Origin of the sequence: Filibacter tadaridae, from assembly GCF_900609045.1 — a bacterium.
GTDB classification, from domain to species: domain Bacteria; phylum Bacillota; class Bacilli; order Bacillales_A; family Planococcaceae; genus Sporosarcina; species Sporosarcina tadaridae.
Genome location: NZ_UXAV01000044.1, coordinates 74135 through 99416, shown reverse-complemented (window position 1 = coordinate 99416; position 25282 = coordinate 74135). Strand labels below are relative to the sequence as shown.

27 protein-coding genes are annotated in these 25282 nt (G+C 41.6%); 23 read left to right on the top strand and 4 right to left on the bottom strand.

What is annotated here, in order from left to right; translation table 11 throughout:
• Positions 1-14 precede the first annotated feature (14 nt).
• From FILTAD_RS13540 to recO, 9 genes are all read left to right on the top strand, one after another.
• On the top strand, positions 15-272 hold the full coding sequence (locus tag FILTAD_RS13540) for a hypothetical protein (RefSeq protein WP_124071506.1): 258 nt from the start codon (positions 15-17) through the stop codon (positions 270-272).
• A complete protein-coding gene (locus FILTAD_RS13535) occupies positions 262-1371 on the top strand; it encodes a sporulation protein YqfD (RefSeq protein ID WP_160117613.1) in 1110 nt (369 codons plus the stop codon). Before FILTAD_RS13540 ends, FILTAD_RS13535 begins: the two co-directional genes overlap by 11 nt.
• A 4-nt stretch (positions 1372-1375) precedes the next feature.
• Positions 1376-2335: a PhoH family protein gene (locus FILTAD_RS13530; protein WP_203229721.1), complete on the top strand. Its 960-nt coding sequence runs from the start codon at positions 1376-1378 to the stop codon at positions 2333-2335.
• A 295-nt stretch (positions 2336-2630) separates the two neighbouring features.
• Positions 2631-4763 carry an HD family phosphohydrolase gene (locus tag FILTAD_RS13525; protein WP_124071503.1) on the top strand — a complete coding sequence of 711 codons (2133 nt, stop codon included), beginning with the start codon at positions 2631-2633 and terminating at the stop codon, positions 4761-4763.
• Between the two features lie 19 nt (positions 4764-4782).
• Positions 4783-5253: an rRNA maturation RNase YbeY gene (gene ybeY / locus FILTAD_RS13520; RefSeq protein WP_124071502.1), complete on the top strand. Its 471-nt coding sequence runs from the start codon at positions 4783-4785 to the stop codon at positions 5251-5253.
• Positions 5254-5261: 8 nt separating this feature from the next.
• Positions 5262-5615 carry a diacylglycerol kinase family protein gene (locus tag FILTAD_RS13515; RefSeq protein ID WP_124071501.1) on the top strand — a complete coding sequence of 118 codons (354 nt, stop codon included), beginning with the start codon at positions 5262-5264 and terminating at the stop codon, positions 5613-5615.
• Positions 5616-5629: 14 nt separating this feature from the next.
• On the top strand, positions 5630-6040 hold the full coding sequence (locus FILTAD_RS13510) for a cytidine deaminase (RefSeq protein ID WP_124071500.1): 411 nt from the start codon (positions 5630-5632) through the stop codon (positions 6038-6040).
• Positions 6024-6938: a GTPase Era gene (gene era / locus FILTAD_RS13505; RefSeq protein WP_124071499.1), complete on the top strand. Its 915-nt coding sequence runs from the start codon at positions 6024-6026 to the stop codon at positions 6936-6938. The genes FILTAD_RS13510 and era overlap by 17 nt, the downstream gene beginning before the upstream one ends.
• Positions 6939-7013: 75 nt before the next feature.
• A complete protein-coding gene (recO, locus tag FILTAD_RS13500) occupies positions 7014-7799 on the top strand; it encodes a DNA repair protein RecO (RefSeq protein ID WP_124071498.1) in 786 nt (261 codons plus the stop codon).
• A 23-nt stretch (positions 7800-7822) separates the two neighbouring features.
• Here the strand turns inward: recO and FILTAD_RS13495 are convergent, their stop codons facing one another.
• On the bottom strand, positions 7823-9202 hold the full coding sequence (locus FILTAD_RS13495) for a glycine--tRNA ligase (RefSeq protein WP_203229724.1): 1380 nt from the start codon (positions 9200-9202) through the stop codon (positions 7823-7825).
• Positions 9203-9518: 316 nt separating this feature from the next.
• Here FILTAD_RS13495 and ccpN point away from each other — a divergent pair, with 316 nt between their 5' ends.
• The 9 genes from ccpN (at position 9519) to FILTAD_RS13450 (ending at position 18681) form a co-directional block, all read left to right on the top strand.
• Positions 9519-10148: a transcriptional regulator CcpN gene (ccpN, locus tag FILTAD_RS13490; RefSeq protein ID WP_124071496.1), complete on the top strand. Its 630-nt coding sequence runs from the start codon at positions 9519-9521 to the stop codon at positions 10146-10148.
• An 11-nt stretch (positions 10149-10159) separates the two neighbouring features.
• A complete protein-coding gene (locus FILTAD_RS13485) occupies positions 10160-10975 on the top strand; it encodes a pyruvate, water dikinase regulatory protein (RefSeq protein WP_124071495.1) in 816 nt (271 codons plus the stop codon).
• 357 nt (positions 10976-11332) lie between these two features.
• Positions 11333-13147, top strand: coding sequence for a DNA primase (gene dnaG, locus FILTAD_RS13480; protein WP_124071494.1), 1815 nt, complete (start codon positions 11333-11335; stop codon positions 13145-13147).
• Between the two features lie 34 nt (positions 13148-13181).
• The gene (gene rpoD, locus FILTAD_RS13475; protein WP_124071493.1) at positions 13182-14306 is read left to right on the top strand and encodes an RNA polymerase sigma factor RpoD; all 1125 of its coding nucleotides are present in this window, start codon (positions 13182-13184) and stop codon (positions 14304-14306) included.
• 65 nt (positions 14307-14371) lie between these two features.
• Positions 14372-14923, top strand: coding sequence for a hypothetical protein (locus FILTAD_RS13470; protein WP_124071492.1), 552 nt, complete (start codon positions 14372-14374; stop codon positions 14921-14923).
• A 96-nt stretch (positions 14924-15019) separates the two neighbouring features.
• Positions 15020-16159 carry an acyl-CoA dehydrogenase gene (locus FILTAD_RS13465; RefSeq protein WP_124071491.1) on the top strand — a complete coding sequence of 380 codons (1140 nt, stop codon included), beginning with the start codon at positions 15020-15022 and terminating at the stop codon, positions 16157-16159.
• Positions 16160-16298: 139 nt separating this feature from the next.
• On the top strand, positions 16299-16676 hold the full coding sequence (gene cccA, locus FILTAD_RS13460) for a cytochrome c550 (RefSeq protein ID WP_124071490.1): 378 nt from the start codon (positions 16299-16301) through the stop codon (positions 16674-16676).
• A 191-nt stretch (positions 16677-16867) separates the two neighbouring features.
• Entirely contained in the window at positions 16868-17566 is a 699-nt protein-coding gene (locus tag FILTAD_RS13455; protein WP_124071489.1) for a tRNA (adenine(22)-N(1))-methyltransferase, read from the top strand.
• Positions 17563-18681 (top strand): Nif3-like dinuclear metal center hexameric protein, encoded by a 1119-nt coding sequence (locus tag FILTAD_RS13450; protein WP_124071488.1) that lies wholly within the window; start codon positions 17563-17565, stop codon positions 18679-18681. Before FILTAD_RS13455 ends, FILTAD_RS13450 begins: the two co-directional genes overlap by 4 nt.
• A 262-nt stretch (positions 18682-18943) precedes the next feature.
• Here the strand turns inward: FILTAD_RS13450 and FILTAD_RS13445 are convergent, their stop codons facing one another.
• Together FILTAD_RS13445 and vrrA are read right to left on the bottom strand one after the other, a co-directional pair.
• Entirely contained in the window at positions 18944-19921 is a 978-nt protein-coding gene (locus FILTAD_RS13445; protein WP_124071487.1) for a 4-hydroxy-3-methylbut-2-enyl diphosphate reductase, read from the bottom strand.
• A 64-nt stretch (positions 19922-19985) separates the two neighbouring features.
• Positions 19986-20477, bottom strand: coding sequence for a VrrA/YqfQ family protein (gene vrrA / locus FILTAD_RS13440; RefSeq protein ID WP_124071486.1), 492 nt, complete (start codon positions 20475-20477; stop codon positions 19986-19988).
• 112 nt (positions 20478-20589) lie between these two features.
• Between vrrA and FILTAD_RS13435 the strand changes: the two genes are divergently transcribed.
• Positions 20590-21885 (top strand): DEAD/DEAH box helicase, encoded by a 1296-nt coding sequence (locus tag FILTAD_RS13435; RefSeq protein WP_124071485.1) that lies wholly within the window; start codon positions 20590-20592, stop codon positions 21883-21885.
• 14 nt (positions 21886-21899) lie between these two features.
• Positions 21900-22787: a deoxyribonuclease IV gene (locus FILTAD_RS13430; protein ID WP_124071694.1), complete on the top strand. Its 888-nt coding sequence runs from the start codon at positions 21900-21902 to the stop codon at positions 22785-22787.
• A gap of 47 nt (positions 22788-22834) precedes the next feature.
• On the opposite strand, the gene FILTAD_RS13425 is transcribed toward FILTAD_RS13430, so the two are convergent.
• On the bottom strand, positions 22835-23083 hold the full coding sequence (locus tag FILTAD_RS13425; RefSeq protein ID WP_124071484.1) for a hypothetical protein: 249 nt from the start codon (positions 23081-23083) through the stop codon (positions 22835-22837).
• A 113-nt stretch (positions 23084-23196) separates the two neighbouring features.
• On the opposite strand from FILTAD_RS13425, the gene FILTAD_RS13420 reads away from it, so the two are divergent.
• The 3 genes from FILTAD_RS13420 to FILTAD_RS13410 are packed head-to-tail and all read left to right on the top strand — an operon-like array spanning position 23197 to position 25243.
• Positions 23197-23967, top strand: a complete 771-nt coding sequence (locus FILTAD_RS13420; RefSeq protein WP_124071483.1) for a metal ABC transporter ATP-binding protein — start codon at positions 23197-23199, stop codon at positions 23965-23967.
• Complete coding sequence (locus FILTAD_RS13415) at positions 23964-24830, top strand: metal ABC transporter permease (RefSeq protein WP_124071482.1); 867 nt, start codon at positions 23964-23966, stop codon at positions 24828-24830. The genes FILTAD_RS13420 and FILTAD_RS13415 overlap by 4 nt, the downstream gene beginning before the upstream one ends.
• Positions 24827-25243, top strand: coding sequence for a Fur family transcriptional regulator (locus FILTAD_RS13410; RefSeq protein WP_124071481.1), 417 nt, complete (start codon positions 24827-24829; stop codon positions 25241-25243). The genes FILTAD_RS13415 and FILTAD_RS13410 overlap by 4 nt, the downstream gene beginning before the upstream one ends.
• The last annotated feature ends 39 nt before the right edge of the window (positions 25244-25282 follow it).

Genomic DNA, 25282 nt, shown 5'->3' with positions numbered 1-25282 from the left:
GGGGGTTATCTAATTTGAGGAAACTATTTAATACTGGCTCATCTGTTGTAATTGAAGAATTCTCGACTATGCAGATCAATGGTCCTTATGCTTTACTGAAGCTAGGCCCCGACTTTGCTAACGTACAATGTGGTGACTACATGATTGAAGTGTCGGGAGAGGATTTAACCGTCGATGTATTACAAGAAGAAGTAGCAGTTTTCACATTCACAACGATTACGGCAATGAATGTCTCGAATAAGCAAGAACGCGGGGCATTGTATGGTTCGTAAACGGTATGATGTAAAGGTATCTGGTAAAGGTGATATTTCGGGGTTTCTAACAAAACTTGTTTCGGACAAAACAAAAGTCATGTCGTTATCAATCGTTGATGGCGTAGCCCGGTTTCAAACGGATAAGCAAGGGATCAGCAGAATACGACGTATAAGAAGACGGTACGGTTTGAAAATACTTTTTTCACAAGTCGGGTACGTGACGGGGGCACAACGAATATTTTCTTCTTATCGATTTCTTATCGCTTGTGTCATTCCGTTTGCCGCATCGTTCTTTCTTTGGACTATCGAAGTTGAGTCGGATATACCAGAAGTTGTAGAAAGAATTGAACAGAAGTTGGAAAAGTCATCCATCATTCCACTGCGACCACTCATGTTAATCCCCGAGGAAGGTGAAATACGCCGGGATTTGATGCTCGATGATCCTTCCTTATCATGGGTGAGATTTAAGCGAGTGGGTACATCACTCACAATTATTCCAATGCTTTCCCCCACTTTAGATACTGTTACAGAAAAAGAAAGCCGACCGTCAGATCTTGTTGCACGTACAGGGGGTGTTATTAGTCGCTTTGAGCTTAAAAGAGGGGAAAGGGTGGGCCACGTCCATCAGACTGTTAAAAAAGGGGACGTGCTAGCTACAGGCACGCTTGAACAGGGGGATAAGACGACGGTTGTTGGTGCAGAAGGTGCTGTCTTTGCAGATTATTGGATGGAATATACATTTAGTATTCCCAAAACAACAACTTACCGATTACAAGGTGAAGAAGTCGTCGAACTTTCGTTTTCACTTCCCTGGAAGGAAACCAAAGATCAAAAAGAGAATGATGGTGAGAAACGTAAATTTGAATGGCCATTTGTGAAGACAGATCGGCATACGAAGGTGGAAACAGGGCAATTTGAATTAACGAAAGGAATGGAAGAAACAGTTATTGTACCCTTGCTGAAAAACAAGTATTTATCACAAGCTTCTCCACAAGCGATTATTAAAGATGATAAAATTTTGCACGTAACATTCGATAATGATAAAGTTAGTGGGACTATACTGTTTCATATCAACGATAATATTGCGATTAAAAGACCGATTTCCCAAGGAGACTAAAAAATTGGATGAACAATTGATTCAACTGCATGTCGAAGACCCGAACGAAGCAGTCATGCTTCTCGGGATTTCCGACCAAAACATGAAATTGATTGAAGAACAACTTGACATTGTAATCATGACTAGAGGAGAAACGATTTCTCTTAGCGGTGCTGAGGAAAATCGAGATTCAGGGAAAATGCTTTTAGAACAATTGTTAAAAGTAATTCGAAAAGGTATCAATATCAATCAACGAGATGTTTCTACTGCGATTGAAATGGTGAAGAGTGGCACAATCGAATACTTTTCCGAGCTGTATGACGAAGAAATAGCACGCAATACAAAAGGAAAAGCAATCCGTGCGAAGACTATTGGTCAGCGTGAGTATGTCCAGGCGATTCGTAATAGGGACCTCGTATTTTGTATTGGACCCGCAGGTACTGGAAAAACATACTTGGCTGTTGTTTTAGCTGTGCAAGCGATGAAAACAGGATCAGCAAAACGAATAATCTTAACACGTCCGGCGGTTGAGGCGGGAGAAAGTCTAGGCTTTCTTCCAGGCGATTTGAAAGAGAAGGTCGACCCTTACCTTCGTCCGTTGTATGATGCTCTGCATGACATTCTTGGAGCAGAACATACTGAACGGCTGATGGAAAGAGGTGTTATTGAAATTGCACCTTTGGCGTATATGAGAGGTCGTACGCTCGATGATGCTTTTGTCATTCTGGACGAAGCACAAAATACAACAAAAGCACAAATGAAAATGTTTCTAACACGGCTAGGTTTTGGCTCTAAGATGGTTATTAATGGTGATAAGACGCAAGTCGATTTACCAAAAGGAACCGCGTCAGGTCTAATGGCAGCAGAAGCCATTCTTCAAAATGTGTCTGATATCCATTTTCAATACTTGGAACAGGGCGATGTTGTGCGTCATCCGCTCGTTGCCAAAATAATTGAAGCGTATGATAAAGAGCAGTCTTCGTGACTGCTTTTTCAAAAGATAAGAAAGTGTACGCCTTTCAGCTCTTTTTATGATTTAGCTACAGCAAGGAGGGATTGAACCTTATCCCTCCTACTTTTCGGTGCTGACCAAGGCGCTGTCGCTTTTCTTATTGTCTAGCTCCAGCGCCTAGTGGCTTGGGTCATAAGCCAGCCCTGCTGTGCGGCAAAGTACGCCGCTCCGCAGGTCTGTCTTATGCCCGTCGCCCCTGACCAAGGCACTGTCGCTTTTCTTTTTTTAAATAATGGTAGTTGGAAAGGGATAAGGGGGAGAAATTCCGATGTTTCAACCACTCAAGAATCTTATAAAATCATTGAACTTTAATTATCTATCATTATTCGTAATTGGGTTGACAGCAATTCTTCTTTTTTCTTTTATGTATGGAAACGTAAAAAAAGAAACATATGAATTAAAAGAATTTCAAATTGCGCCTGATACGATTCGATCGGTAAAAACGGTTGAAGATACTGTGAAAACAGAACAGGAAAGGCAAAGGGCTGCAAACGAGGTTAGTCCCGTTTATCACTTCTCTGAAGACATTGCAAAAAATAGACAAGCAATCGCGACATCGTTTTTCGATTTTCTTATTGAAGTGAAAGGTCCAAAGACGGAATCAGAGGATCCGCCCGATGCAGAGGAATTGAAGAAGATAAAAAAAGAACAGATTGCTAAAATGCGAAAAAAACTTGAAAAACTTGAAGCGGAAGTATCTGAACTTCAACTTAGCGATGATGCAATCGCCACCTTATTGACGCTTGATACGGATATTCTTATGAATATGCAAAAAAGACTTGTTTCAATTTTAGGTGAAGAAATGTCAAAACCGATAAGGACTGGGGATCTATCAACTAGTCGATACGAAGTGGAACGGAAAATCCGCCTTGATGACGTATTTCCACAGGCGACAATACAAAGTATGCAAGCGATTGGTCGTTCATTGGTAGTAGAAACGGAAAAAGAAAATGAGGAGCAAACAAAGGCTCAAATTGCACAAGCGAAAGAGTCGATTGAACCTACACGTATACTGCAAGGACAAGTTATCGTCCGTGAAGGGCAAGTTGTTGATCGTGACGTACATAGGCAGTTGAAACTTGCGGGCTTACTAACGAACCAATCATCCGTCAAGCCTATTGCAGGTCTCAGTTTGTTTGTGCTATTCATAGCCTTCATCCTTTTTTTGCATTTTAATACTTGGCGGGCCAATAGTTCGATAAAGAAGAAGGCTCTTTTCATAGTGATTACGATTTTCTTCTTACTTGTCATACTGATGAAACTTATATCACTTATCGAGAAGGATTTCGATGTACTGCTTGCGTTCTTATTCCCGACCGCACTCGCACCAATGCTTGTTAAATTATTAACAAATGAGCGCCTTGCCATAATGACGACAATTATTACAGCTGCCACTGCAGGTGTTATGCTCCAAGAAGGATTTGCACAAATCATTCAAATGGAAGTAGCATTGTACATATTATTAGGTGGAATGGTAAGTCTTTATTTCTTAGGTAATGGCGGAAAACGCTCTACTATTTTGCAAACTAGCTTAGGTGTCGCGTTTTTCAATATGCTATTCATCGCCTTTTATTTACTTATGACACAGTCAACCTATGAGTTAAAAGAATTGATATTCTATTCGATTGCGGCAATTACGTCTGGTATTCTCTCAGGTGCCCTAACAATTGGGCTCATGCCCTTTTTCGAAACGGCTTTCCGTTTGGTTTCCGATATGCGGTTAATTGAATTGTCGAATCCTAATCATCCTTTATTAAAAAAAGTGCTTACAGAAACCCCGGGTACGTACCATCATAGTATTATGGTTGCGAACCTTTCGGATGCAGCTTGTGAATCGATTGGAGCAAATGGCTTGCTCGCCCGGGTTGGCTGTTATTACCATGATATTGGAAAGACAATCCGTCCAGGATTTTTCATCGAAAATCAGCATGCTGGAAAAAATCCACATGATGATCTACCACCCGAAAAAAGTAGAGATATTATCATTGCCCATGCAGAAGATGGTGCAAAACTGCTTGAAAGACATAAAATGCCTATTGAAATTATCGATATCGCACGTCAACACCACGGAACAAGTTTGCTGAAGTTCTTTTTTGTGAAAGCGCGTGATTCCGGAGTTGACGTCACAGAAGAACAGTATCGATATAGAGGACCCAAGCCCCAAACAAAAGAAATTGCCATTATTTCAGTTGCAGATAGTGTGGAAGCCGCTGTTCGCTCCATGAAAGAACCGACGTCACAAAAAATAGCAGCTCTTGTTCGGAATATTGTCAGTGATAAGTTGAACGATGGCCAATTTGATGAATGTGATATATCGATGAAAGAATTAAAACAGGTAGAAAAAGTTATTTGCGAAACACTGAATGGTACATTTCATAACCGTATTGAATATCCCGAATAAGTAAAAAGGAGCTGCTGGAATGCTTGAACTTTATTTTGATAATGAAAAAGAATCTATGGATGAAAAAGTCTTGGAATTAATCCAAAAGATTTTGCGACATGCAGCAAGTGAAGAAGGATTGAAAGGCGAATCCGAGGTTTCCGTGACATTCATGACAGATGAAGAAATACGAATTGTAAATGCGCAGTACCGTGGCAAGGATACGCCTACAGATGTTATTTCATTTGCACTTGAAGAAATGACGGATGGTGAAGTGGCAATAGTGGCTGAAGAGGGAATTCCAACGGTTTTAGGTGATATAATCATTTCAGTGGAAACAGCTAAGAGACAAGCCGAAGAATATGGGCATGACTTTAACAGGGAGATTGGATTCCTTGCCCTCCATGGCTTTCTTCATCTTCTAGGTTATGATCACATGAATGAAGAAGAAGAAAAGAGGATGTTCGGTAGACAAAAGGAGATATTAGCTACTCTGGGCCTCGAAAGGTAAGATGTATCATGCGGAATTTTTTCAAAGCATTTATCTACGCGTGGAATGGGATTTTGGAAGGGTTTAGGTCGGAGCGGAACCTTAAATTTCATATGTTTGCCGCAATTGTAGTGATTGGCGCCGGTGTTGCAACCGGGCTAACCGGGACAGAATGGTTCATCGTCTTCGTTTTGATAGCTGGTATGCTTGCGCTTGAAATGATGAATTCGGCGATAGAACGTGTTGTCGATCTTGTGACAGTAGAACAGCATCCGCTTGCAAAAGAAGCCAAGGACATTGCTGCGGGAGCTGTGCTCATTTTTGCCGTTGCAAGTGCAGTGATAGGGCTATTATTATTTATCCCAAAATGGTTTAACTACTAAGAAGAGGTGTTTATATGGATTATAAGAATTTAATTGAGGAGTCAAAAAAAGCACGTGAAAAAGCGTATGTCCCGTATTCTAAATTTCCGGTGGGGGCTGCATTGCTCGCTGAAGATGGGACTGTTTATCACGGTTGCAATATAGAAAACTCAGGGTATAGCATGACGAATTGTGCAGAGCGAACAGCATTTTTTAAAGCCGTCTCAGAAGGTGTTCGGACATTTACAGCACTTGCGGTAACCGGAGATACAAAGGGACCCATATCACCATGTGGGGCTTGCAGGCAAGTCATTGCGGAGTTTTGCGAAGGTTCCATGCCCGTCTATTTGACTAATTTGGATGGTGCGTTAAGTGAAACAACCGTGGCAGAATTATTACCTGGCGCGTTTTCGAAGGGGGATCTCGACTTTGCAGCAAAAAAATGAAAGTTTTAAATCAGGCTTTATTTCAATTATAGGACGACCTAACGTTGGGAAATCAACGTTTTTGAACCAAGTTGTCGGTCAAAAGATTGCGATTATGAGCGACAAACCGCAAACGACACGTAACAAAGTACAAGGTGTAGTTACAACAGACGATTCACAGCTTGTTTTTATTGATACACCGGGAATTCATAAGCCGAAGCATAAGCTTGGTGATTTTATGATGAAAACGGCAAAAAACACGCTAAAAGAAGTCGATGCGATTATGTTCATGGTTAACGCAGACGAACCAATTGGACGTGGTGACCGTTTCATTATGGAAATGATTGAGAATACGGAGACACCTGTTTTCCTAGTTATTAATAAGATTGACCTTGTTCATCCTGATGAGTTGTTTAAAATCATCACGTCGTATACAAGTGAATACGACTTTGCAGAAACTGTGCCGATTTCCGCAAAGAACGGCAATAATGTAGATCGTCTGCTTAAGACGTTGAAAACATATTTGCTAAAAGGTCCTAAATATTATCCAGACGATCAAGTGACTGATCATCCTGAACGATTCATCATTTCCGAACTTATCCGTGAGAAAGTACTAAATGTCACTCGGGAGGAAATTCCACACTCAATCGCCGTTGTCATCGAGAAGATTGGCCGGGAAGAAGGACGGGACATGGTAAATGTCAATGCGACAATTGTTGTTGAACGTGATTCCCAAAAAGGAATTGTAATCGGTAAAAGAGGCGCTCTTTTGAAAGATATCGGAACAAAAGCAAGACATGATATCGAAATGCTTCTCGGTTCGAAAGTATTCCTCGAATTGTGGGTGAAAGTGCAGAAAGACTGGCGAAACAAACCAGGGCAACTGAAAGAATTTGGGTTTAGGGAAGATGAATATTAATAATATGAATCTTGCCAGTTAGAATTGGCATAAGTCTGCTCTTTTTAAACTTTTTTATAAAAGGGGCTGAACATTTTGATGAACAAATGGGAGGGCATTGTCCTCCGAAGCATTCCATACGGGGAAACGAACAAAATTGTGACGTTATTTACTCGGGAAGCAGGCAAATTGACTGCAATGGCCCGTGGAGCAAAAAAGCCCGCGAGTAGGTTGGCTGCTATCACACAGCAGTTTACACATGGATCTTTTCTTATACGTAAAGGAAAAGGTATGGGCACATTGGAACAAGGTGAACAGCTTGACTCGATGCGCTTCATTCGAGAAGACCTTGAAGCAACTGCTTATGCGAGTTATATCGTTGAACTTATTGACCGTCTTTCAGATGATAACGAACGCGTAGGTGGTGTATACGGACTCCTTCATGATGCGCTACATGCCATCAATGAACAATACGATCCGGAAGCGATTGCCTTATTCGTAGAATGGAAGATGCTTCCTGTCGCCGGCATTCATCCGATTGTCCATCAATGTGCAAACTGCGGGGCGACCGAAGGGGAATTTGCATTTTCATTCAAAGAAATAGGTTTCCTTTGCCATCGCTGTTTTCATGTGGATCGATATTTGATTCGAATTACGCCAAACCAATTGAAATTGATCCGCACTTTTTCTACGGTACCCATCCATCGAATCGGCAACCTAACGCTTAAAAAAACGACGAAGGATTTCATGAAAAAAATTGTCCGTACGATTTATGATGAACAAGTGGGGATCCGGCTTAAGTCGAGATCATTTCTTGATCAGCTAGAATCTACACCTGAACTACTTCCGAAAAAGAAAAAACCGGATGAAAAGGTTACCTAACCTTTATCATCCGGTTTTTTCTATTAGAATTCCAAGTGCTTCGCAATATAGTCTTTTACTTCTGTAATTGGCATACGTACTTGCTCCATCGAGTCGCGGTGTCTTACTGTGACTTGACGATCTTCTTCAGAGTCAAAGTCATATGTGATGCAGAAAGGTGTACCGATTTCATCCTGACGACGGTATCTTCTACCAATCGATTGTGCATCATCATATTGAACGACGAAATGTTTACGGAGTTCGGCGTACACTTCATCCGCGCCTTCTGCAAGTTTCTTGGATAAAGGAAGAACAGCCGCTTTGACCGGTGCAAGCGCCGGATGGAAGCGAAGGACTGTACGTTTATCATCATTATCAAGCTCTTCTTCAGCATATGCATCACAAAGGAATGCAAGTGTCACACGATCTGCACCGAGGGATGGTTCGATACAGTAGGGTACAAACTTTTCATTTGTAATCGGGTCTTGGTAATTGAAATCTTCGCCTGAATGTTCCATATGACGCTTTAAGTCGAAGTCCGTACGGTTTGCGATACCCCAAAGCTCTCCCCATCCAAACGGAAATTTGTACTCGACATCAACGGTTCCTTTTGAGTAATGAGACAGCTCATCTTCATCGTGTTCCCGCAAACGCATATTGTCTTCTGACAAACCGAGTTTTAATAGCCATTCTTTACAGAAATCACGCCAGAATACATACCATTCCATGTCTTCACCGGGTTTGCAGAAAAATTCAAGTTCCATTTGTTCGAATTCGCGTGTGCGGAATGTAAAGTTTCCTGGTGTAATTTCGTTACGGAAGCTTTTTCCGATTTGCGCAATACCAAAGGGCATTTTCTTTCTCATTGAGCGTTGAACGTTTTTGAAATTAACGAAAATCCCTTGAGCAGTTTCTGGTCGAAGGAAAATATCGTTAGAGGAAGAGTCCGTCACTCCTTGTGAAGTTTTGAACATCAAGTTAAACTGGCGGATTTCCGTATAGTCCAACGCACCACATGTCGGGCAGACAACATTATGTTCAGTAATGAGTTCTTCCATTTTATCGAAAGACAAGCCATCGACAATCATTTCAATTCCTTTTGCTTCAAGTACATCTTCAATTAATTTATCTGCACGATGGCGTGTCTTACATTTTTTACAGTCAATCATGGGATCGTTAAAATTGCCGATGTGACCCGACGCTTCCCAGACTTTCGGATTCATTAAAATAGCTGCATCTAAGCCGACGTTGTACGGGGATTCTTGAATAAATTTCTTCCGCCAGGCTTCTTTAATATTGTTTTTTAGTTCAACACCTAAAGGACCATAATCCCAAGTGTTTGCAAGCCCTCCGTAAATCTCTGAGCCTGGAAATACAAAACCTCTTTGTTTCGCTAAATTTACAATCTGTTCCATTGACATAATTATATCCCTCCAATTAAAATAAGCACTCATCCTCGGACATATTGTCCGAGGACGAGTGCGTAATGCCCCGCGGTTCCACCTCGATTGGCTGGATATCCAGCCCACTTCAAAATAATGGCTCAAGGGTGCCTTTTCATGTCGGTACGGGCTTACACCATCCCCGTTCGCTCTTTTTTCGACATTACTTATTGTCCCGTCTTCACCTATTCAGTTCTTTTTTAGCTTAGCATGATTCCTCTTTCTTCGCAATAGAACACATCTTCATATATAATAGTCAAGGTTGATATAGAATTGAACGCTTAGGACGGTGACTCAAATGGAACTGAATAAGCGCCAGCAGGAAATTCTTGAAATTGTCAAAGAGGATGGACCAATAACGGGCGAGCAGATTGCTGAGCGCCTTCGTTTGGCAAGAGCTACTATTCGTCCTGACTTGGCTATTTTGACAATGGCGGGTTATTTGGATGCAAGACCGCGTGTTGGCTATTTTTATTCGGGTAAAAAACCTGTACAATCAGTAGCGGATAGCATGATTGGCATGAAAGTACGTGACTTTCAATCGATTCCTGTCGTCGTTGCAGAACACGTTTCGGTCTATGACGCAATTTGCCATATGTTTTTAGAAGATGTGGGAACATTATTCGTTGTAGACGAATCCTTACATCTGACAGGTGTCCTTTCCAGAAAAGATCTTTTACGTACAAGCATAGGGAATACGGACCTTGATAAAATTCCAGTTCACGTTATTATGACCAGGATGCCAAACATCACTTATTGTGAAAAGCAGGATACTTTACTGCAAGTGGCGAAGAAACTAATGAACAAGCAAATCGACTCGCTTCCTGTTGTTCATGATAGCGGAAATGGATTGGAAGTTGTTGGTAGAATGACAAAAACAAATATAACTGCGGCCTTTATATCGCTTGCAGATGATCATGAATTATGAGGAGGGCTCGAGTGGGAAAGTTAACATTATTCATCGTTTCCGACTCTGTTGGAGAGACAGCAGATCTTGTTGCAAAAGCAGCAGCTAGTCAATTTAGACAAGGCCTTGAAACTATTTCGATGAAGCGTTTCTCACACGTTGAAGATGAGTCACAAGTAGCTGAAATTGTTTATTTGGCAAAACAACAACAAGCAATTATTATTTATACACTTGTGAAAATGAACATGTGCCTTAAACTAAAAGAGGAATGCCAGCATAAAGGAATTCATTGTATTGATCTTTTAAGTCCGATTGTTAACCAAATCAGTTTGGAACTAAGTGAGCAGCCACTTGAAGAACCTGGCCTTGTTAGGCAGTTGGATGATGATTATTTTAAAAAGATAGAAGCTATTGAGTTTGCGGTTAAATATGATGATGGACGTGATCCACGGGGGATATTAAAAGCGGACATCGTTTTAGTAGGTGTCTCTCGGACTTCCAAAACGCCGTTATCTCAGTATCTTGCACATAAACGCTTTAAAGTGGCGAATGTACCACTCGTTCCAGAAGTGGAGCCACCGGAAGAATTATACCAAATCGACCCGGCGAAATGCTTCGGACTTGTTATTTCTCCTGAAAAGCTTAACTTCATCAGAAAAGAAAGACTGATTGCACTCGGTTTAAAGGATGATGCAAGTTATGCTAGACTTGATAGAATCGAAGAAGAAATCATTCACTTCCGTAATGTCATACAGAAAATCGGTTGTACAGTCATTGATGTGACAAACCGTGCTGTAGAAGAGACTGCTAATGTGATCCTTAGTGAGATTGTGAACCGCACAAAATAAGTAAAATAGAAGGACCACCCACTTAGAATGGGCAGGTTCTTCTTTTGCGGAAGAAATGCGCTTTCTATATTTGTTGAACAATAGGCTATCTATATAGTTTAAGCCTAGGCGCCTTACAAGGTGGAGTCGCGAGCCTAGACTAACGGCGAAGCTTTCTGGCTTGTGGTGGGAGGCATCTCCGCGCGTCGAAGCGAACTCAATGATATTTTTTATCTCAGCGAATATAGTAACGGAAATTATCGATAAAGTAGTGTAGAATAGTAATTTCGTAGTAAACCAAAAAAAAGTTTGTCGAATAAAAAGGATTTTTGTATTCTATATCGAATTTAAGTAAGTAGAACAGAAAATGGTGATGGGATGACTAGAATACCAGAAGAGCAGATAGAAGCTATCCGTTCTAAAACCGATATCGTTGATTTGATTGGTGAATTTGTCCAGTTGACAAAAAGAGGTAAGAACTGGTTTGGACTTTGCCCATTTCATGGTGAAAGTACACCTTCATTTTCTGTCTCTGAAGACAAGCAACTTTTTCATTGTTTTGGTTGTGGGGCAAGCGGTAATGCAATCACATTTATTATGGATATGGAGAATAGTCCATTTACTGAAGCGGTCATTAAACTTGCAGAGCGGACAGGTATTGAGATTGACGCAGATGTTAGCAGTGTTTCTTCCGAAAAACCAAACAATGAATTTAAGCATATGGTTGAGGCACATACATTGGCGGCAAACTTTTACAGTCATTTACTACTAAATACAGTAGAGGGTGAAGAAGCACTACAATATCTTGAAAAAAGAGGATTTTCGAGGGAGAGTATCGAAAAATATAGAATCGGGTGGTCACTTAATGATTATAGTGCACTTAGTGACCTCCTAAAAAGAAAACGTTTTGAGCTGCGGGAAATGGAACAGGCCGGGCTTTGTATTATGAAAGATGATGGGACAGGCTATTTCGATCGATTTAGAGGTCGTATTATGTTTCCCCTTTGTGATGACCTTGGGAATGTTGTCGCATTTTCAGGTAGGACATTATCCAGTGGAAAACAAGAAGCGAAATACCTCAATAGTCCTGAAACGCCTATATTCGAAAAAGGTCAATTATTATATAATTTCCACAATGCACGTCTTAACGTGCGGAAAACGGGTAAAGTAATACTGTTTGAAGGATTTATGGACACGATATCTGCGGATCGGGCAGGTGTTCAAAACAGCGTTGCCGTAATGGGTACATCTTTGTCCGAAACGCATCTTATAAAACTAAAAAGGATCGCAAAGGAAATTATTATCTGTTGCGATGGAGATGATGCCGGTTGGGAGGCATCGAAACGTTTTGCTTCTATGGCTTTAAAAAAAGGAATGGAAGTCCGAATCGCTTTATTACCTGGTCGTATGGATCCCGATGACTATATTGCAGAATATGGTGAAGAAGCATTCCGTGAAAAGATTATTGCCAATCCGCATTCTTATATGTCCTTCATTATGTCCTATGCAAAACGATCAAAAAATCTTTCGTATGAAAATGACGTTTTGCAATATATCCACGAAGTACTTGAAGAACTAGCTTCGCGTTCTTCCCCGATTGAACGGGATTTATATATACACCAACTTTCGACTGAAACAGGGATCACAGTCGAAGCAATACATCAGCAATTTATGAAAATGGTAGGAAAACACGTAAAACAATCAAAAATGAATCACGGTCCAGATGATAGCGTAAAACACACAGATCCCGGTCCGCCTAAGAAGAAAACGGGTACAGAGCGTGCAGAACGTTTATTATTATCCCATTTATTGAATGATGGGGCTTTATATGACCGGATTCGGGTAAATAGGCAGGAATTGTTTGTTCGAGATGAGTATGCCGCCATTTTTGTTCGCCTTGCCGGGTTTTATGAAGAACATGGAACGCCCGACTTTCATAGGTTCGCGGAGACCTTGGAAGATCGTAATTTGCGCAAGATCGTACTTGAGGCCGCTATGGCAGAAAAAGATCCCGAACATGCAGAAGAAGAAATCGATGATTGCATCGGTCATCTCGATAGATACCGGGTCGGATTGACAATCCAGGAAAAGATGCATGAATCGAAAGAAGCTGAAAAACAAAATGATCATACCCGGGCGCTGGAGCTGGCCAGGGAAATTATACAGCTCCGGAAATCAATGTCGGCATTATAGTCGCATTCCGGTGAACTAAGGAGGAACGGGTAAGATGACTAAAAACGAACAACCACAAGATGTAGAACATGAATTGACTGTAGAAGAGGCAAAGGCAAGTTTATTGGAAGCAGGTAAGAAAAGCGGAGAGCTAACGCTTGAAGAGGTTACGGAAAAATTATCAATGTTCGATATGGAACCGGAACAATTCGAAGAATTTTTAGATGTTCTTGAAGCGCAAGGAATCGATATGGAAAGGAAAACTGATGGGGATGCAAGTGAAGGCGGCCCCAAACCGGTAACTGAAGAAACGCAATTCGATTTGAATGATCTTAGCGTCCCACCGGGCGTCAAAATAAATGATCCTGTACGCATGTATTTGAAAGAAATTGGACGAGTTGACTTATTAACAGGTGCTGAAGAAGTTGAACTTGCCATCCGTATTATTGCGGGAGACGAAGAAGCGAAGAAAAGACTTGCGGAGGCGAATCTCCGTCTAGTTGTTAGTATTGCAAAAAGATATGTGGGTCGTGGCATGCTATTCCTCGATTTGATCCAGGAAGGAAACATGGGGCTTATAAAGGCTGTTGAAAAGTTCGATCATACGAAAGGCTTCAAGTTCAGTACGTATGCGACGTGGTGGATTCGTCAAGCAATTACTCGTGCAATAGCCGATCAGGCGCGAACAATCCGTATACCCGTCCACATGGTTGAAACGATTAACAAATTAATCCGTGTTCAACGCCAATTACTACAAGACCTTGGTCGCGAACCTTCTCCTGAAGAAATTGGTGAAGAGATGGAACTGACTGCGGAAAAAGTACGTGAAATCTTAAAAATTGCCCAAGAACCTGTTTCCCTTGAAACGCCAATCGGTGAAGAAGATGACTCGCATCTTGGTGATTTCATCGAAGACTCCGAAGCACAATCCCCATCAGACCATGCGGCTTATGAATTGTTAAAAGAGCAATTGGAAGATGTCCTTGATACACTGACAGATCGTGAGGAGAATGTTCTCCGTTTACGGTTTGGACTTGATGATGGTCGTACAAGAACACTGGAAGAGGTCGGGAAGGTGTTTGGCGTTACACGCGAACGTATCCGTCAGATTGAAGCGAAAGCATTACGCAAGCTGAGACACCCTTCAAGGAGTAAAAGGCTTAAGGATTTTCTTGAATAATCGATTTGCATCGACATACGTTAATGTCGATGCTTTTTACTTTCCTGAAGGGATGATAGGGTGAAATGAATCCACAACGAAAACGTATTATTATCTCGGAAATAAAATATTGGAAACAAAATAAATTACTACCCGGGCATTACTGTGACTTTCTTATTACTCTTTATACGCAAGGTGAAGAAGAAAATGAGCAAGCAGAAAAGGTACCATACCCGATTCTTGTTGAAGAAAAAAGAAAGATGAATCGGAAAGTTATGTCGGTAATGCTTCTAGCATTACTGACAATAGGAAGCCTATTTTTCTTTTCACACCATCCGGGCATTACACTTGGTATCGCATCAGCCACTACATTGCTATTTATTTCATTGACATTCCGAAAAAGCTGGATTCAAACATCAATCGTACCTTTTTTATACATATCATCTTCATTCATTCTTCTAGCAATGTCATTGAAACTGTGGCTCGTTTTTTTCGAAGGGAACAATATGTTACTCATTGGATTACTGCTTTTAAATTGTATATTATGGTTGTTTGCGGGAAGACTTTTAAAACTACTTTACTTCACAATTTCGGGCGCCGCCGGTCTTTTGTTGACTATCAGTTACCTATTGTTCTGAGTTAACACTTTTTTATCATAAATTTTTATTGTCAATATCCCCGATTATTCGCTATAATTGAAATTGTAAGCGTTCACAACAAAGGGGATGTAGAAATTGAATTTCGATTTGACTGAAGAACAACAAATGATCAAAAAGATGATCAGAGAATTTGCAGATGAAGTAGTTGCACCAGGTGCGATCGAACGTGATAAAACTAAGGCGTTTCCGTTGCAGATATTTAAGCAGCTATCTGAAATGGGAATGATGGGGTTGCCATTCTCCGAAGAGTATGGGGGAGCTGGAGCGGACACTGTCAGTTTTGCGATTGTTACGGAAGAACTTAGCCGTGCATGTGCATCGACTGGAATTACGTACTCTGCACATATTTCGTTGGGCGGGGCACCACTCAATCTATTTGGAACAGAGGAACAAAAACACAAGTATTTGACGCCGATTTGTACAGGGGAATCATTCGGTGCATTCGGATTGACGGAACCAAATGCTGGGTCGGATGCTGGGGGAACGCAAACGACTGCAAAAGAAGATGGCAATGACTTTGTCTTAAATGGATCAAAAGTATATATTACCAATGCAAGCTATGCGAAACATCTCGCTGTTACAGCAATTACAGGTAATGATAACGGTAAGAAGGAAATTAGCGCAGTTATTGTACCCACAGATGCAGAAGGATTCACAGTACTCGATAAATATGAAAAAATGGGCTTGAACGCATCAAACACAACAGAACTTGTACTTGATAATGTTCGTGTCCCGCAAGAAAATTTATTAGGGACTCGCGGAAATGGTTTCCGTCAATTCCTTGTCACACTTGACGGGGGACGGATTGGAATTGGCGCGATGGCTGTCGGAATAGCGCAAGCGGCATTTGATCGTGCACTGCGGTACTCAAAAGAGCGGAAGCAATTCGGTAAAACATTATCCGAATTCCAGATCACTCAATTTAAACTAGCTGATATGGCCATGAAAATCGAACTGGCCCGCAATATGGTCCATAAAGCAGCGTGGCTGAAAGATCAAGGTCGTCCATTCTCCAAGGAAGCATCGATGTGTAAATTATATGCGTCTGAAATCGCTATGCAGGTTGCAAACGAAGCGGTTCAAATCCATGGTGGATATGGTTATATGCAAGAGTATGAGGTTGAGCGCTATATGCGAGATGCTAAACTTCTTGAAATCGGGGAAGGTACTTCCGAAGTACAACGCATGGTTATTGCGAGGCTTATTGGCTGCTAACGATTGGATTTATGTCGAATTTGTCACAAACAGAGAAAACTTAATCGATAACTCTTTCAGTTTTCTATTGAATACAGTACAATAATAACTGTGAACTGTATTTACTACAGAATAGTTTCTGACAAAGGAGGGTAATTCAATGAGGAAAAATCCTATAGTACCTTACATTTTAATTTTTGCACTTGGAATTGGTCTTATTTTCTTTATGTCCCTCTACGGGGGCGATCAGAAGAAAGAAATCGCATCCCAAGGTGAAGACGGAAAATCTGAAGAAGCGGCAGGTGCAGAAGATACTGCCGATTTCGATGCTGAAGCAGTAGCTCAAGGGAAATGTATCGGTTGTCATGGTGGTAATTTTGAAGGAGGTATGGGACCTGCATTAGCTGGTACTAGCCTTTCTAAAGATGAAATCAAAGACACCATCAAAAATGGTACAGACGGCGGAATGCCGGCAGGTCTAGTTACTGATGATGCAGAACTTGACGCGATGGCGGATTATATTCTTTCACTTAAATAAGTTGTAACTTGCGAAAAGCTATTCACCTGCAGAGTCATTCTGTTGGCGAATAGCTTTTTATTTATGTGTGAAAATTTGAATATGGATAGCGTTGGTATAAACAGGGGTAAAGATGCTGTTACGTGTATGTTTACAGAGTGCAAAAAGATCCGAATTCTTATACACTACTAGTAACGAAAGGCGGGATTTGATTGAATACAGAAAGATTATCGGACAGACTTGCGGCGGTTGCTTCTTATGTTGAGGCGGGAGCTGTTGTTGCGGATATTGGCAGTGATCACGCGTATCTCCCTTGCTTCCTTATCAATACCGGGAAAGCGCAAAAAGCGGTTGCTGGTGAGGTTGTGAAAGGTCCGTTTGAATCTGCAGTTAAAAATGTTCAGCGTAAGGGATTGTCAGATGCAGTTACTGTCCGATTAGCTAATGGATTGTTCGCTATTGAGGATCATGATGCGGTTGATACAGTTGTAATTGCTGGAATGGGAGGGACACTGATTGCTTCTATTTTGGAAAGTGGGAAAGAAAAGCTTCAACAAGTGAAGAGAATTATTGCACAGCCGAATTTACATGCAAAAGCAATCAGGGAATGGGCAGTTTCAAATAGTTGGGAAATAACGGATGAGGCCATTTTGAAGGAAGACGGCAAAATTTACGAAATTATTGTGTTAGAAAGAGGACAGATGACCTACGATGAGTTGGATCTTCTAGCAGGACCTTTTCTGCTTGCCTCAAAATCTGCTGTCTTTAGCGAAAAATGGAATAGGGAACTGGTGGAATGGAATCGTGTCCTACGTTCTCTTGAAACTGCGGACAGCACTGCTGCCGTTACGTTAAAAAAAGAACAGTTGAAAAGACAAATTGAACTAGTTGGAAAGGTGTTGGAATCATGAAAAAAGTGAATGGTCATGAGATTATTTCGCTGTTTGAACAGTGGTCGCCGAAACGTTTTGCAATGGAAGGGGATCCCGTGGGACTGCACATCGGTCAATTGAACCGCCCGGTCGATAAAGTTCTTGTCACTCTGGATGTCAATGAAGAAGTGATTGATGAGGCGATCCAAGGAAAAGCGAATCTTATCATCGCACATCATCCGCCGATTTTTAGACCGTTGAAAAATATTTTAACAGATACACCTCAAGGCAGAATGATCGAGAAATGCATTAAGCATGATATATCCGTATATGCGGCCCATACAAACTTAGATGTTGCGCCAGGCGGTGTGAATGATATGCTCGCTGCCAAGCTTGGACTTACAGACACGAAGATTGTGGAGCCGACATTTACCGAGGCTCTTTATAAATTAGCTGTTTACAGCCCAATCACTCATGCGACTCAAATACGTCAGGCACTCGCTCGAGCGGGAGCGGGAGCCATTGGTGAATATCAAGGCTGTAGCTATACAACGCTTGGGACAGGACGTTTTACGCCGGTTGAGGGGGCTACGCCGTATATTGGGGAAGTCGGTGCGGCGGAAGAGGTGGAAGAAGAACGAATCGAGGTTGTGCTACCTAGTATAATCCGAGAAAAAGTGTTAAAAGCGATGCTGGCGGCACATCCTTACGAAGAGCCAGCATATGATTTTTTTGTTCTGGACCAACGGACAAATGAATATGGGTTAGGCAGAATCGGGAAATTGAAAGAAAGTATGACGTTGGCACAATTTGCAGAACAAGTTAAAAGCACATTTAATGTTCCCGCTGTCCGTTTTGTCGGTGATCCGAATAAGGTAATCCGTAAAGTGGCTGTGCTTGGTGGAGATGGAAACAAGTATATTACTGCGGCCAAACGGCGTGGAGCAGATGTACTTGTAACAGGCGACTTATACTACCATATTGCGCATGACGCCGATGCATTAGGTCTTGCTGTTATTGATCCTGGTCATAATATTGAAAAGGTGATGATTGAGGGGGTAGCAGAACATATGCAAAAAGCATGTGAAGAAGCTCACTACGATGTAACGTTCATCGAATCAGAAGTAATTACAGAACCTTTTCACTTTATGTGAAATGAAAACCGGCCCCTACCATAATGGTAGAGGCCGGTTTAATTACTAGATATGTTGACATAAAGAATCCTTTCAACAACACTCGGCGCTCGGAGATGCCTCCCGCAATAAGCCGGACAGAAAATCGCTGTCCGGCTTATTGCTTCAGCTACCTCAATGAGACGCCTTCGCTGGAGATTAAATGGAATCATTAGTACAACATATATATATATAAATTGTGATGTTTTCAGTATATGATGCTTACTGACGTTCAATACTATACTTATGAAACTGTGTATGGTTCGATTCTTTCAACCGGTGTCGGATTCTTAATCTTCGGAAGAACTTTTTCCAGGCGGAATTTCCGTTCTGGTTGGTGAGTAGTAGAATCTTCCGGATCGAATTTATCCAAGAACGAAATGACTTCTTTAACAATCAATGTTGGAGTTGAAGCCCCCGCTGTAACTGCTACTGTTTTAATGCCGTCCAGCCATTTCACGTCAAGTTCAGAGACATCAGAAATCCTGTAAGATGGTGTATCCGCAATTTCTACAGAGACCTGCGTTAAGCGGTTAGAGTTGTTGCTTCGTGGATCACCCACAACGATAAGTAAATCGGCTTCACCAGCTTGATCTGCGACTGCTTCTTGCCTTACTTGCGTTGCGAGACAAATTTCTTTATGCACTTCGATATGGGGATACTTTTCTTTGAGTGCCTCCATGAGATGAACGACGTCCCATTGACTCATCGTTGTCTGATTCGTTACGAGTAATTTGTCATTCGTAATAGCCAAATCTTTTATATCTTCAACTGTTTCAATGAGATGAACAGCGTCCGGTGCTACACCAATTGCACCTTCCGGCTCAGGATGATGCTTCTTACCGATATAGATAATGTCATACCCCTCAGCAGTCTTCTCTTCAATCAAGTCATGGGTAACGGTTACGTCAGGACATGTAGCATCAATCGATACAAGACCTTTCTTTCTCGCTAGTTCGCGAACTTCCGGTGATACGCCATGTGCAGTGAAAATAACCGTTCCGGTTTCCACTTTTTCAAGAATTTCGAAACGGTTTTCACCATCCAATGTAATGATGCCATCTTCTTCAAACGCGTCCGTCACATGCTTATTGTGAACAATCATTCCCAATATATAAATGGGTCGTGGCAACGTTTTGTCGAGTGCTGCATTTCTTGCGATAATCATCGCATCGACAACCCCGTAACAATAACCTCTTGGTGAAATCTTCAACACTTTCATTCATTTTCACTCCTCTAATAGGATCTATCATCCATTATAGCGGAAGTGGTTGATTGATTCAAAGCTAGAGGTTGGGTGGTTGGAATATACGTGGAATGGAAGGCCCGGGAGTACGCGCGACGGATTGTGCTGCGGACGCCGCCGAACTCGTTGCTGCTCTTGCTACTCCTGTTCCTGCAGTCCCCGCTGCTCCCGCTGCTCCTGTTCCCGCTGAGGGAAGGGATTGGAAACCTTTATAGAGTTTCCACATGGCAGGTAAGTTTTGCATCATGGGTGCAAATTGTTGTACGACTGGTGCAAATTGCTGTGCCGTATTTAGGAATCGGTTAGCAGTCTGCATATAACCATCTAGTTTTGATGGACCTTGCGCAGGCGGTTCGGTCGGTGGACCTGCAAAAGGATTTCCCATCGGCCCAGTTTGATTGGGCCCATTTTGGAATGGTTGTCTTTGCATTGGTGGCCGCTGTTGTGGAGGCAGTCCAAAGCCTGAATGTCCGCCAGGTGGTGGAGCGGGTGGTTGCTGGCGAGCGAATGGATAGAAGGATGCATACCTCATAATTAACCCCTTTCGTGTGATCATTTTATACTTTCACATTGTATAGTATGCGAAATGCGCATACGGCGGAACGGAATCATGATATAATAGGTGTACGTTAGGAGGCATTTACATGTCAAAATTTACAGATTATCAGTTTAAACCGTTTTTACGGGAAGCAATCGGGAGGCTCGGCTTTGAAAACCCGACACCGATTCAAAAAGAAATCATACCGCTTATCCTTAAAGGGACGAATGCAATCGGGCAAGCACATACAGGTACAGGGAAATCCCATAGTTTTATCATACCTGTACTGGAACGGGTGGATTCATCAGTCGAAGCATTACAGGCCGTCATTACCGCGCCAACAAGGGAATTAGCTACACAACTTTTCAATGAACTTACGAAAATGACTGAAGGCACGGATATTCGTTCTTCACTTTTAATTGGTGGAACAGATAAAATACGATCCGCTAGTAAGCTTAAATCTAATCCGCATATCGTAGTGGGAACACCGGGACGTATCTCGGATATGGCGGAAAGTGGTGCACTTGCTATTCATACCGCCAATATACTTGTGATAGATGAAGCAGATTTAGCATTTGATATGGGCTTTATCGAAGCAATCGACAAGTTTGCCTCGAAAATGCCTGTAGAACTTGAAATGTATGTATTTTCGGCGACAATTCCTGAAAAACTTAAACCATTCCTTACCAAGTATATGGAATCACCTGTTCATGTGAAGATAGGAGATCGAAAGCCGTTAACGGAGGGAATGCGTTATACCCTTGTTCCTGTCCGTAGTATGAATAAAAAGAAAAAGTTATTAACTGTATTGGAAGGGATTAACCCATATTTGGCTATTATCTTCACGAATACAAGACAAAATGCAGATGGACTTGCAAATTATCTTGCGGAGAACGGCATTAAAGCGGGTAGAATTCATGGAGACTTATCGCCCCGTGAACGAACACGTATGATGAAGCAAATCCGTGATTTGGAGTATCAATATATAGTAGCAACGGATCTTGCGGCTAGAGGAATTGATATTCCCGGCGTCAGCCATGTCATTAATTTCGAATTACCGGATGAACTTGAGTTCTTCATTCACCGCGTTGGTCGTACTGCGCGCGCAGGACTTGAGGGCACAGCTATTACATTGTACGAGCCTACTGAAGAAGATAAAATTGTACAGATAGAGAAGCTAGGAATTCCATTTGTCCATGAAGACGTGAAAAATGGTGAATGGATTGAAGTGAAAGAACGCCATGCGAGAAAAAATCGTGTTAAAGGGGCAGATGACATTGATCGTAAAGCAAATTCTTTCGTTCGTAAACCAGCTAAAGTAAAGCCGGGGTATAAAAAGAAAATGGCTCAAGAAGTCGAGAAAGTGAAGAAACGGGAAAGGAGATTGAATCGTAAAAAATGACAAACCGACAACCTTTGTTGCTTGGTTCGCATGTCTCAATGAGCGGCAGTAAAATGCTGCTCGGTTCCAGTGAGGAAGCGGCAAGTTATGGAGCAACTACATTCATGATTTATACAGGAGCGCCTCAGAATACGAGGAGAAAACCGATTGAAGACTTGAATATCGCTGCGGGTCGTTTGCATATGGAAGAAAACGGACTGACTGATATCGTCGTTCATGCACCGTACATTATTAATATCGCGAATACGTTCAAGCCAGAGACATTCAGATTAGGTGTCGATTTCCTACAAAGCGAGATTGAGCGGACGGCGGCACTAGGTGCAAATCAAATCGTACTTCATCCGGGCGCACATGTTGGTGCTGGACCCGACGTTGGAATCGCTAAAATTATCGAAGGACTTAACGAAGTTCTTTCCCAGGACTTTCCCGTAAGAATTGCGCTGGAAACGATGGCTGGTAAAGGGACGGAATGCGGTCGGAGTTTCGATGAAATCGCTAAAATTATCGATGGCGTCACACATAACGAACGGCTATCCGTTTGTTTTGATACATGCCACGTTCATGATGCAGGTTATGCGATTGTCGAGGATTTCGATGGCGTGTTGAACGAATTCGATAAGATTGTCGGAGTTGACAGAATTTCCGTCATTCACATTAATGATAGTAAAAATGAGCAAGGTGCAATGAAAGATAGACATGAAAACATTGGATTTGGTCATATCGGATTCGAACCACTTAATTATATTGTTAATCACCCAGACTTTACGGCGATACCTAAAATTCTTGAAACACCGTTCGTCGGGGCAGATCCAAAGAAAAAGACAGCACCTTATAAGTTCGAAATCGAAATGTTCAAAGCGAAATCATTTGAACCCGGTAAGATTGATTTGTTACGCGTATAAGTGAAGAAGTCTGTCTGCAAATGAACCATTTTGCAGACAGACTTTATTTATTTTGACGCATTGATGTATTTATTGAATAATAATTCGGTTTTACTATCGCCGATAGCAGCTCTGACTTTTGATATGAATGTTTCAGGGACACCCGTGAAAAGCCAATGAAACGATATTTCGTCTAGTAAAGGGCGTAGTGCCCTTATTTCCGCCAAAGATAGGTCGATATCATACTGCCTTGCAATGATCCTCACTTCTTCATCACTTCTCAATTTCACTTCATTTAAAAGTTGAGCGTAATCCATAAATCATTCCCTCTTTCTTTAGATAGAATTTAAAAAGTTGTTTCCCTTCGTATTTTCGTATATAATCTTACAAGTGAATCGTAATGATTCCTGTTTGAAAGAAGGGATAATACATGACAAACCATATTATTCAATTAGACGATGTCAGTTTCAGTTATGATCATTCCATCGTCCTTGATCATATTCATCTTGAAGTCGGGGAAGGGGAGTTTTGGGCATTGATTGGCCCAAATGGTTCGGGTAAATCAACGCTTATCAACATCATTCTTGGTTTACTAAAGCCTTCTTCCGGATCTGTAGAACTTTTTGGCTCAGATATTAACTCGTTTAAGCATCGGGAACGCATCGGATATGTATCACAGAAATCGAATTCGTTCAATTCTGGATTTCCGGCGACCGTACTCGAAGTCGTTCGAAGTGGTTTAACTCGTAAATCTGGATTGTTTAGAAGCTTTTCGAAAAAAGATGAACAAAAAGCCTTGAAATCGCTTGGGATTGTCGGTATGGAATCTTTTGCAAGACAGAATATCGGTGAATTATCAGGAGGCCAGCAACAAAGAGTGTTCATAGCAAGAGCACTTGTAGGTGAACCTGATTTACTGATAATGGATGAACCGACAGTAGGAATCGACCAACAAAATGTCGCGTCTTTTTATTCTATGCTGAATGAGTTGAATCGTGACCACGGCATTGCAATTGTGCTAGTGACACATGAAATCGATTTGGTTACCGATCTAGCGACGCATGTAGCTTGCTTGAATCGTTCAATCCACTTCCATGGTATTCAATCCGATTATAAAAAAATGGATGATGAAGACATTTCCAACTGGTATGGACATCCTGTCCGTCGCGTTCACCAGTTTGAAACGGAGGTGGACCAGTGATTAGCGCCATTTTATCTTATGAATTTTTACAGAACGCATTTTTATCGGGACTTATTATCGGATTCATTGCTCCGCTCCTCGGGCTGTTCATCGTTGTGAGGCGTCTTGCGCTGATTGCGGATGCTCTTAGTCATGTTGCGCTCGCAGGGATTGCAGGCAGTCTGTACCTAAGTCAGCAAGTGTTATTTTTCACGGGATTGAATCCAGTTTACTTTGGGATTGCATCAGCTGTAGGGGGCTCGTTGCTCATTGAAAAGTTGCGGGGGATGTACCGACATTATGAAGAACTTGCAATTCCCGTCATTTTATCTGCCGGAATTGGGTTCGGGGCAATCTTCATTTCATTATCAAAAGGTTTTGGTTCTGACCTCGTTGGTTATTTGTTTGGTTCCGTATCAGCGGTAAGTAGACAAGATCTTGTCATTGTCATCGTTATTGCCATTATTGTGATTGCCTATATCCGTTTTTTATATAAAGAGTTGTTTGTTCTCTCTTTTGACCCCGATTATGCGAAAGTGTCAGGAGTCAATTCAAAGTATATTCAGATGGTGTTTATGGTCATCACAGCACTTGTCATTGGTGCTTCAATGCGAATTGTAGGAATTTTGTTGGTTTCTTCTTTAATGACTATTCCTGTGGCAGCAGCTATGCAACAAGCGAAAAGTTTTAAAGGGGCGATGATTTACTCCATTATTTTTGGAGAAGCAGCGGTTATCGTCGGTCTTATTATTGCGTATTACCTTGACATTGCACCGGGTGGAACAATTGTTGTTACGTCAATTGGAATTTTATTGTTCGTACTTACTTGGAAAAAGATACAAGGTAAAAGGAACGCACGCATCGTTGAGGAGGGGATTGTATGACGCTGGATGAAGCATGGCGTATTCTGCAAGAACATCAATTTAAACGAACGAAGAACAGAGTAACAATTTTACAATATTTCTCTAAAAACGATCGCTATATGACGGCTTTAGCTGTGAAGAACGCCATGGAAAAGGATAATCCTGGTATTAGCTTTGATACGATATACCGTAATTTAACGACATTTGCGGAACTTGGTATATTGGAGGAAACTGATTTAAACGGGGAACGTAGATTCAGGATGCAATGTGACCCGGGTGTACACCACCATCACTTCATCTGTACAGCATGTGGAAAAACCCGTAGTATCGCACATTGTCCAATGGAAATGATCACCGTTAATTTACCGGATTATGAAGTGGAAGGCCATAAGTTTGAGATTTATGGCAAATGCCCAAACTGTATAATGAATTAAAAATACTGTATGTGAACCTTTTGAAAGGTTCACATACAG

Excerpts from the sequence above, each read along its gene's own strand:
- FILTAD_RS13535 (WP_160117613.1), top strand. The coding sequence starts at position 262 with ATGGTTCGTAAACGGTATGATGTAAAGGTATCTGGTAAAGGTGATATT.
- FILTAD_RS13525 (WP_124071503.1), top strand. The coding sequence starts at position 2,631 with ATGTTTCAACCACTCAAGAATCTTATAAAATCATTGAACTTTAATTAT.
- ybeY (WP_124071502.1), top strand. The coding sequence starts at position 4,783 with ATGCTTGAACTTTATTTTGATAATGAAAAAGAATCTATGGATGAAAAA.
- FILTAD_RS13515 (WP_124071501.1), top strand. The coding sequence starts at position 5,262 with ATGCGGAATTTTTTCAAAGCATTTATCTACGCGTGGAATGGGATTTTG.
- FILTAD_RS13510 (WP_124071500.1), top strand. The coding sequence starts at position 5,630 with ATGGATTATAAGAATTTAATTGAGGAGTCAAAAAAAGCACGTGAAAAA.
- ccpN (WP_124071496.1), top strand. The coding sequence starts at position 9,519 with ATGGAACTGAATAAGCGCCAGCAGGAAATTCTTGAAATTGTCAAAGAG.
- dnaG (WP_124071494.1), top strand. The coding sequence starts at position 11,333 with ATGACTAGAATACCAGAAGAGCAGATAGAAGCTATCCGTTCTAAAACC.
- rpoD (WP_124071493.1), top strand. The coding sequence starts at position 13,182 with ATGACTAAAAACGAACAACCACAAGATGTAGAACATGAATTGACTGTA.
- FILTAD_RS13470 (WP_124071492.1), top strand. The coding sequence starts at position 14,372 with ATGAATCCACAACGAAAACGTATTATTATCTCGGAAATAAAATATTGG.
- cccA (WP_124071490.1), top strand. The coding sequence starts at position 16,299 with ATGAGGAAAAATCCTATAGTACCTTACATTTTAATTTTTGCACTTGGA.
- FILTAD_RS13450 (WP_124071488.1), top strand. The coding sequence starts at position 17,563 with ATGAAAAAAGTGAATGGTCATGAGATTATTTCGCTGTTTGAACAGTGG.
- FILTAD_RS13445 (WP_124071487.1), bottom strand. The coding sequence starts at position 19,921 with ATGAAAGTGTTGAAGATTTCACCAAGAGGTTATTGTTACGGGGTTGTC.
- vrrA (WP_124071486.1), bottom strand. The coding sequence starts at position 20,477 with ATGAGGTATGCATCCTTCTATCCATTCGCTCGCCAGCAACCACCCGCT.
- FILTAD_RS13435 (WP_124071485.1), top strand. The coding sequence starts at position 20,590 with ATGTCAAAATTTACAGATTATCAGTTTAAACCGTTTTTACGGGAAGCA.
- FILTAD_RS13425 (WP_124071484.1), bottom strand. The coding sequence starts at position 23,083 with ATGGATTACGCTCAACTTTTAAATGAAGTGAAATTGAGAAGTGATGAA.
- FILTAD_RS13420 (WP_124071483.1), top strand. The coding sequence starts at position 23,197 with ATGACAAACCATATTATTCAATTAGACGATGTCAGTTTCAGTTATGAT.
- FILTAD_RS13410 (WP_124071481.1), top strand. The coding sequence starts at position 24,827 with ATGACGCTGGATGAAGCATGGCGTATTCTGCAAGAACATCAATTTAAA.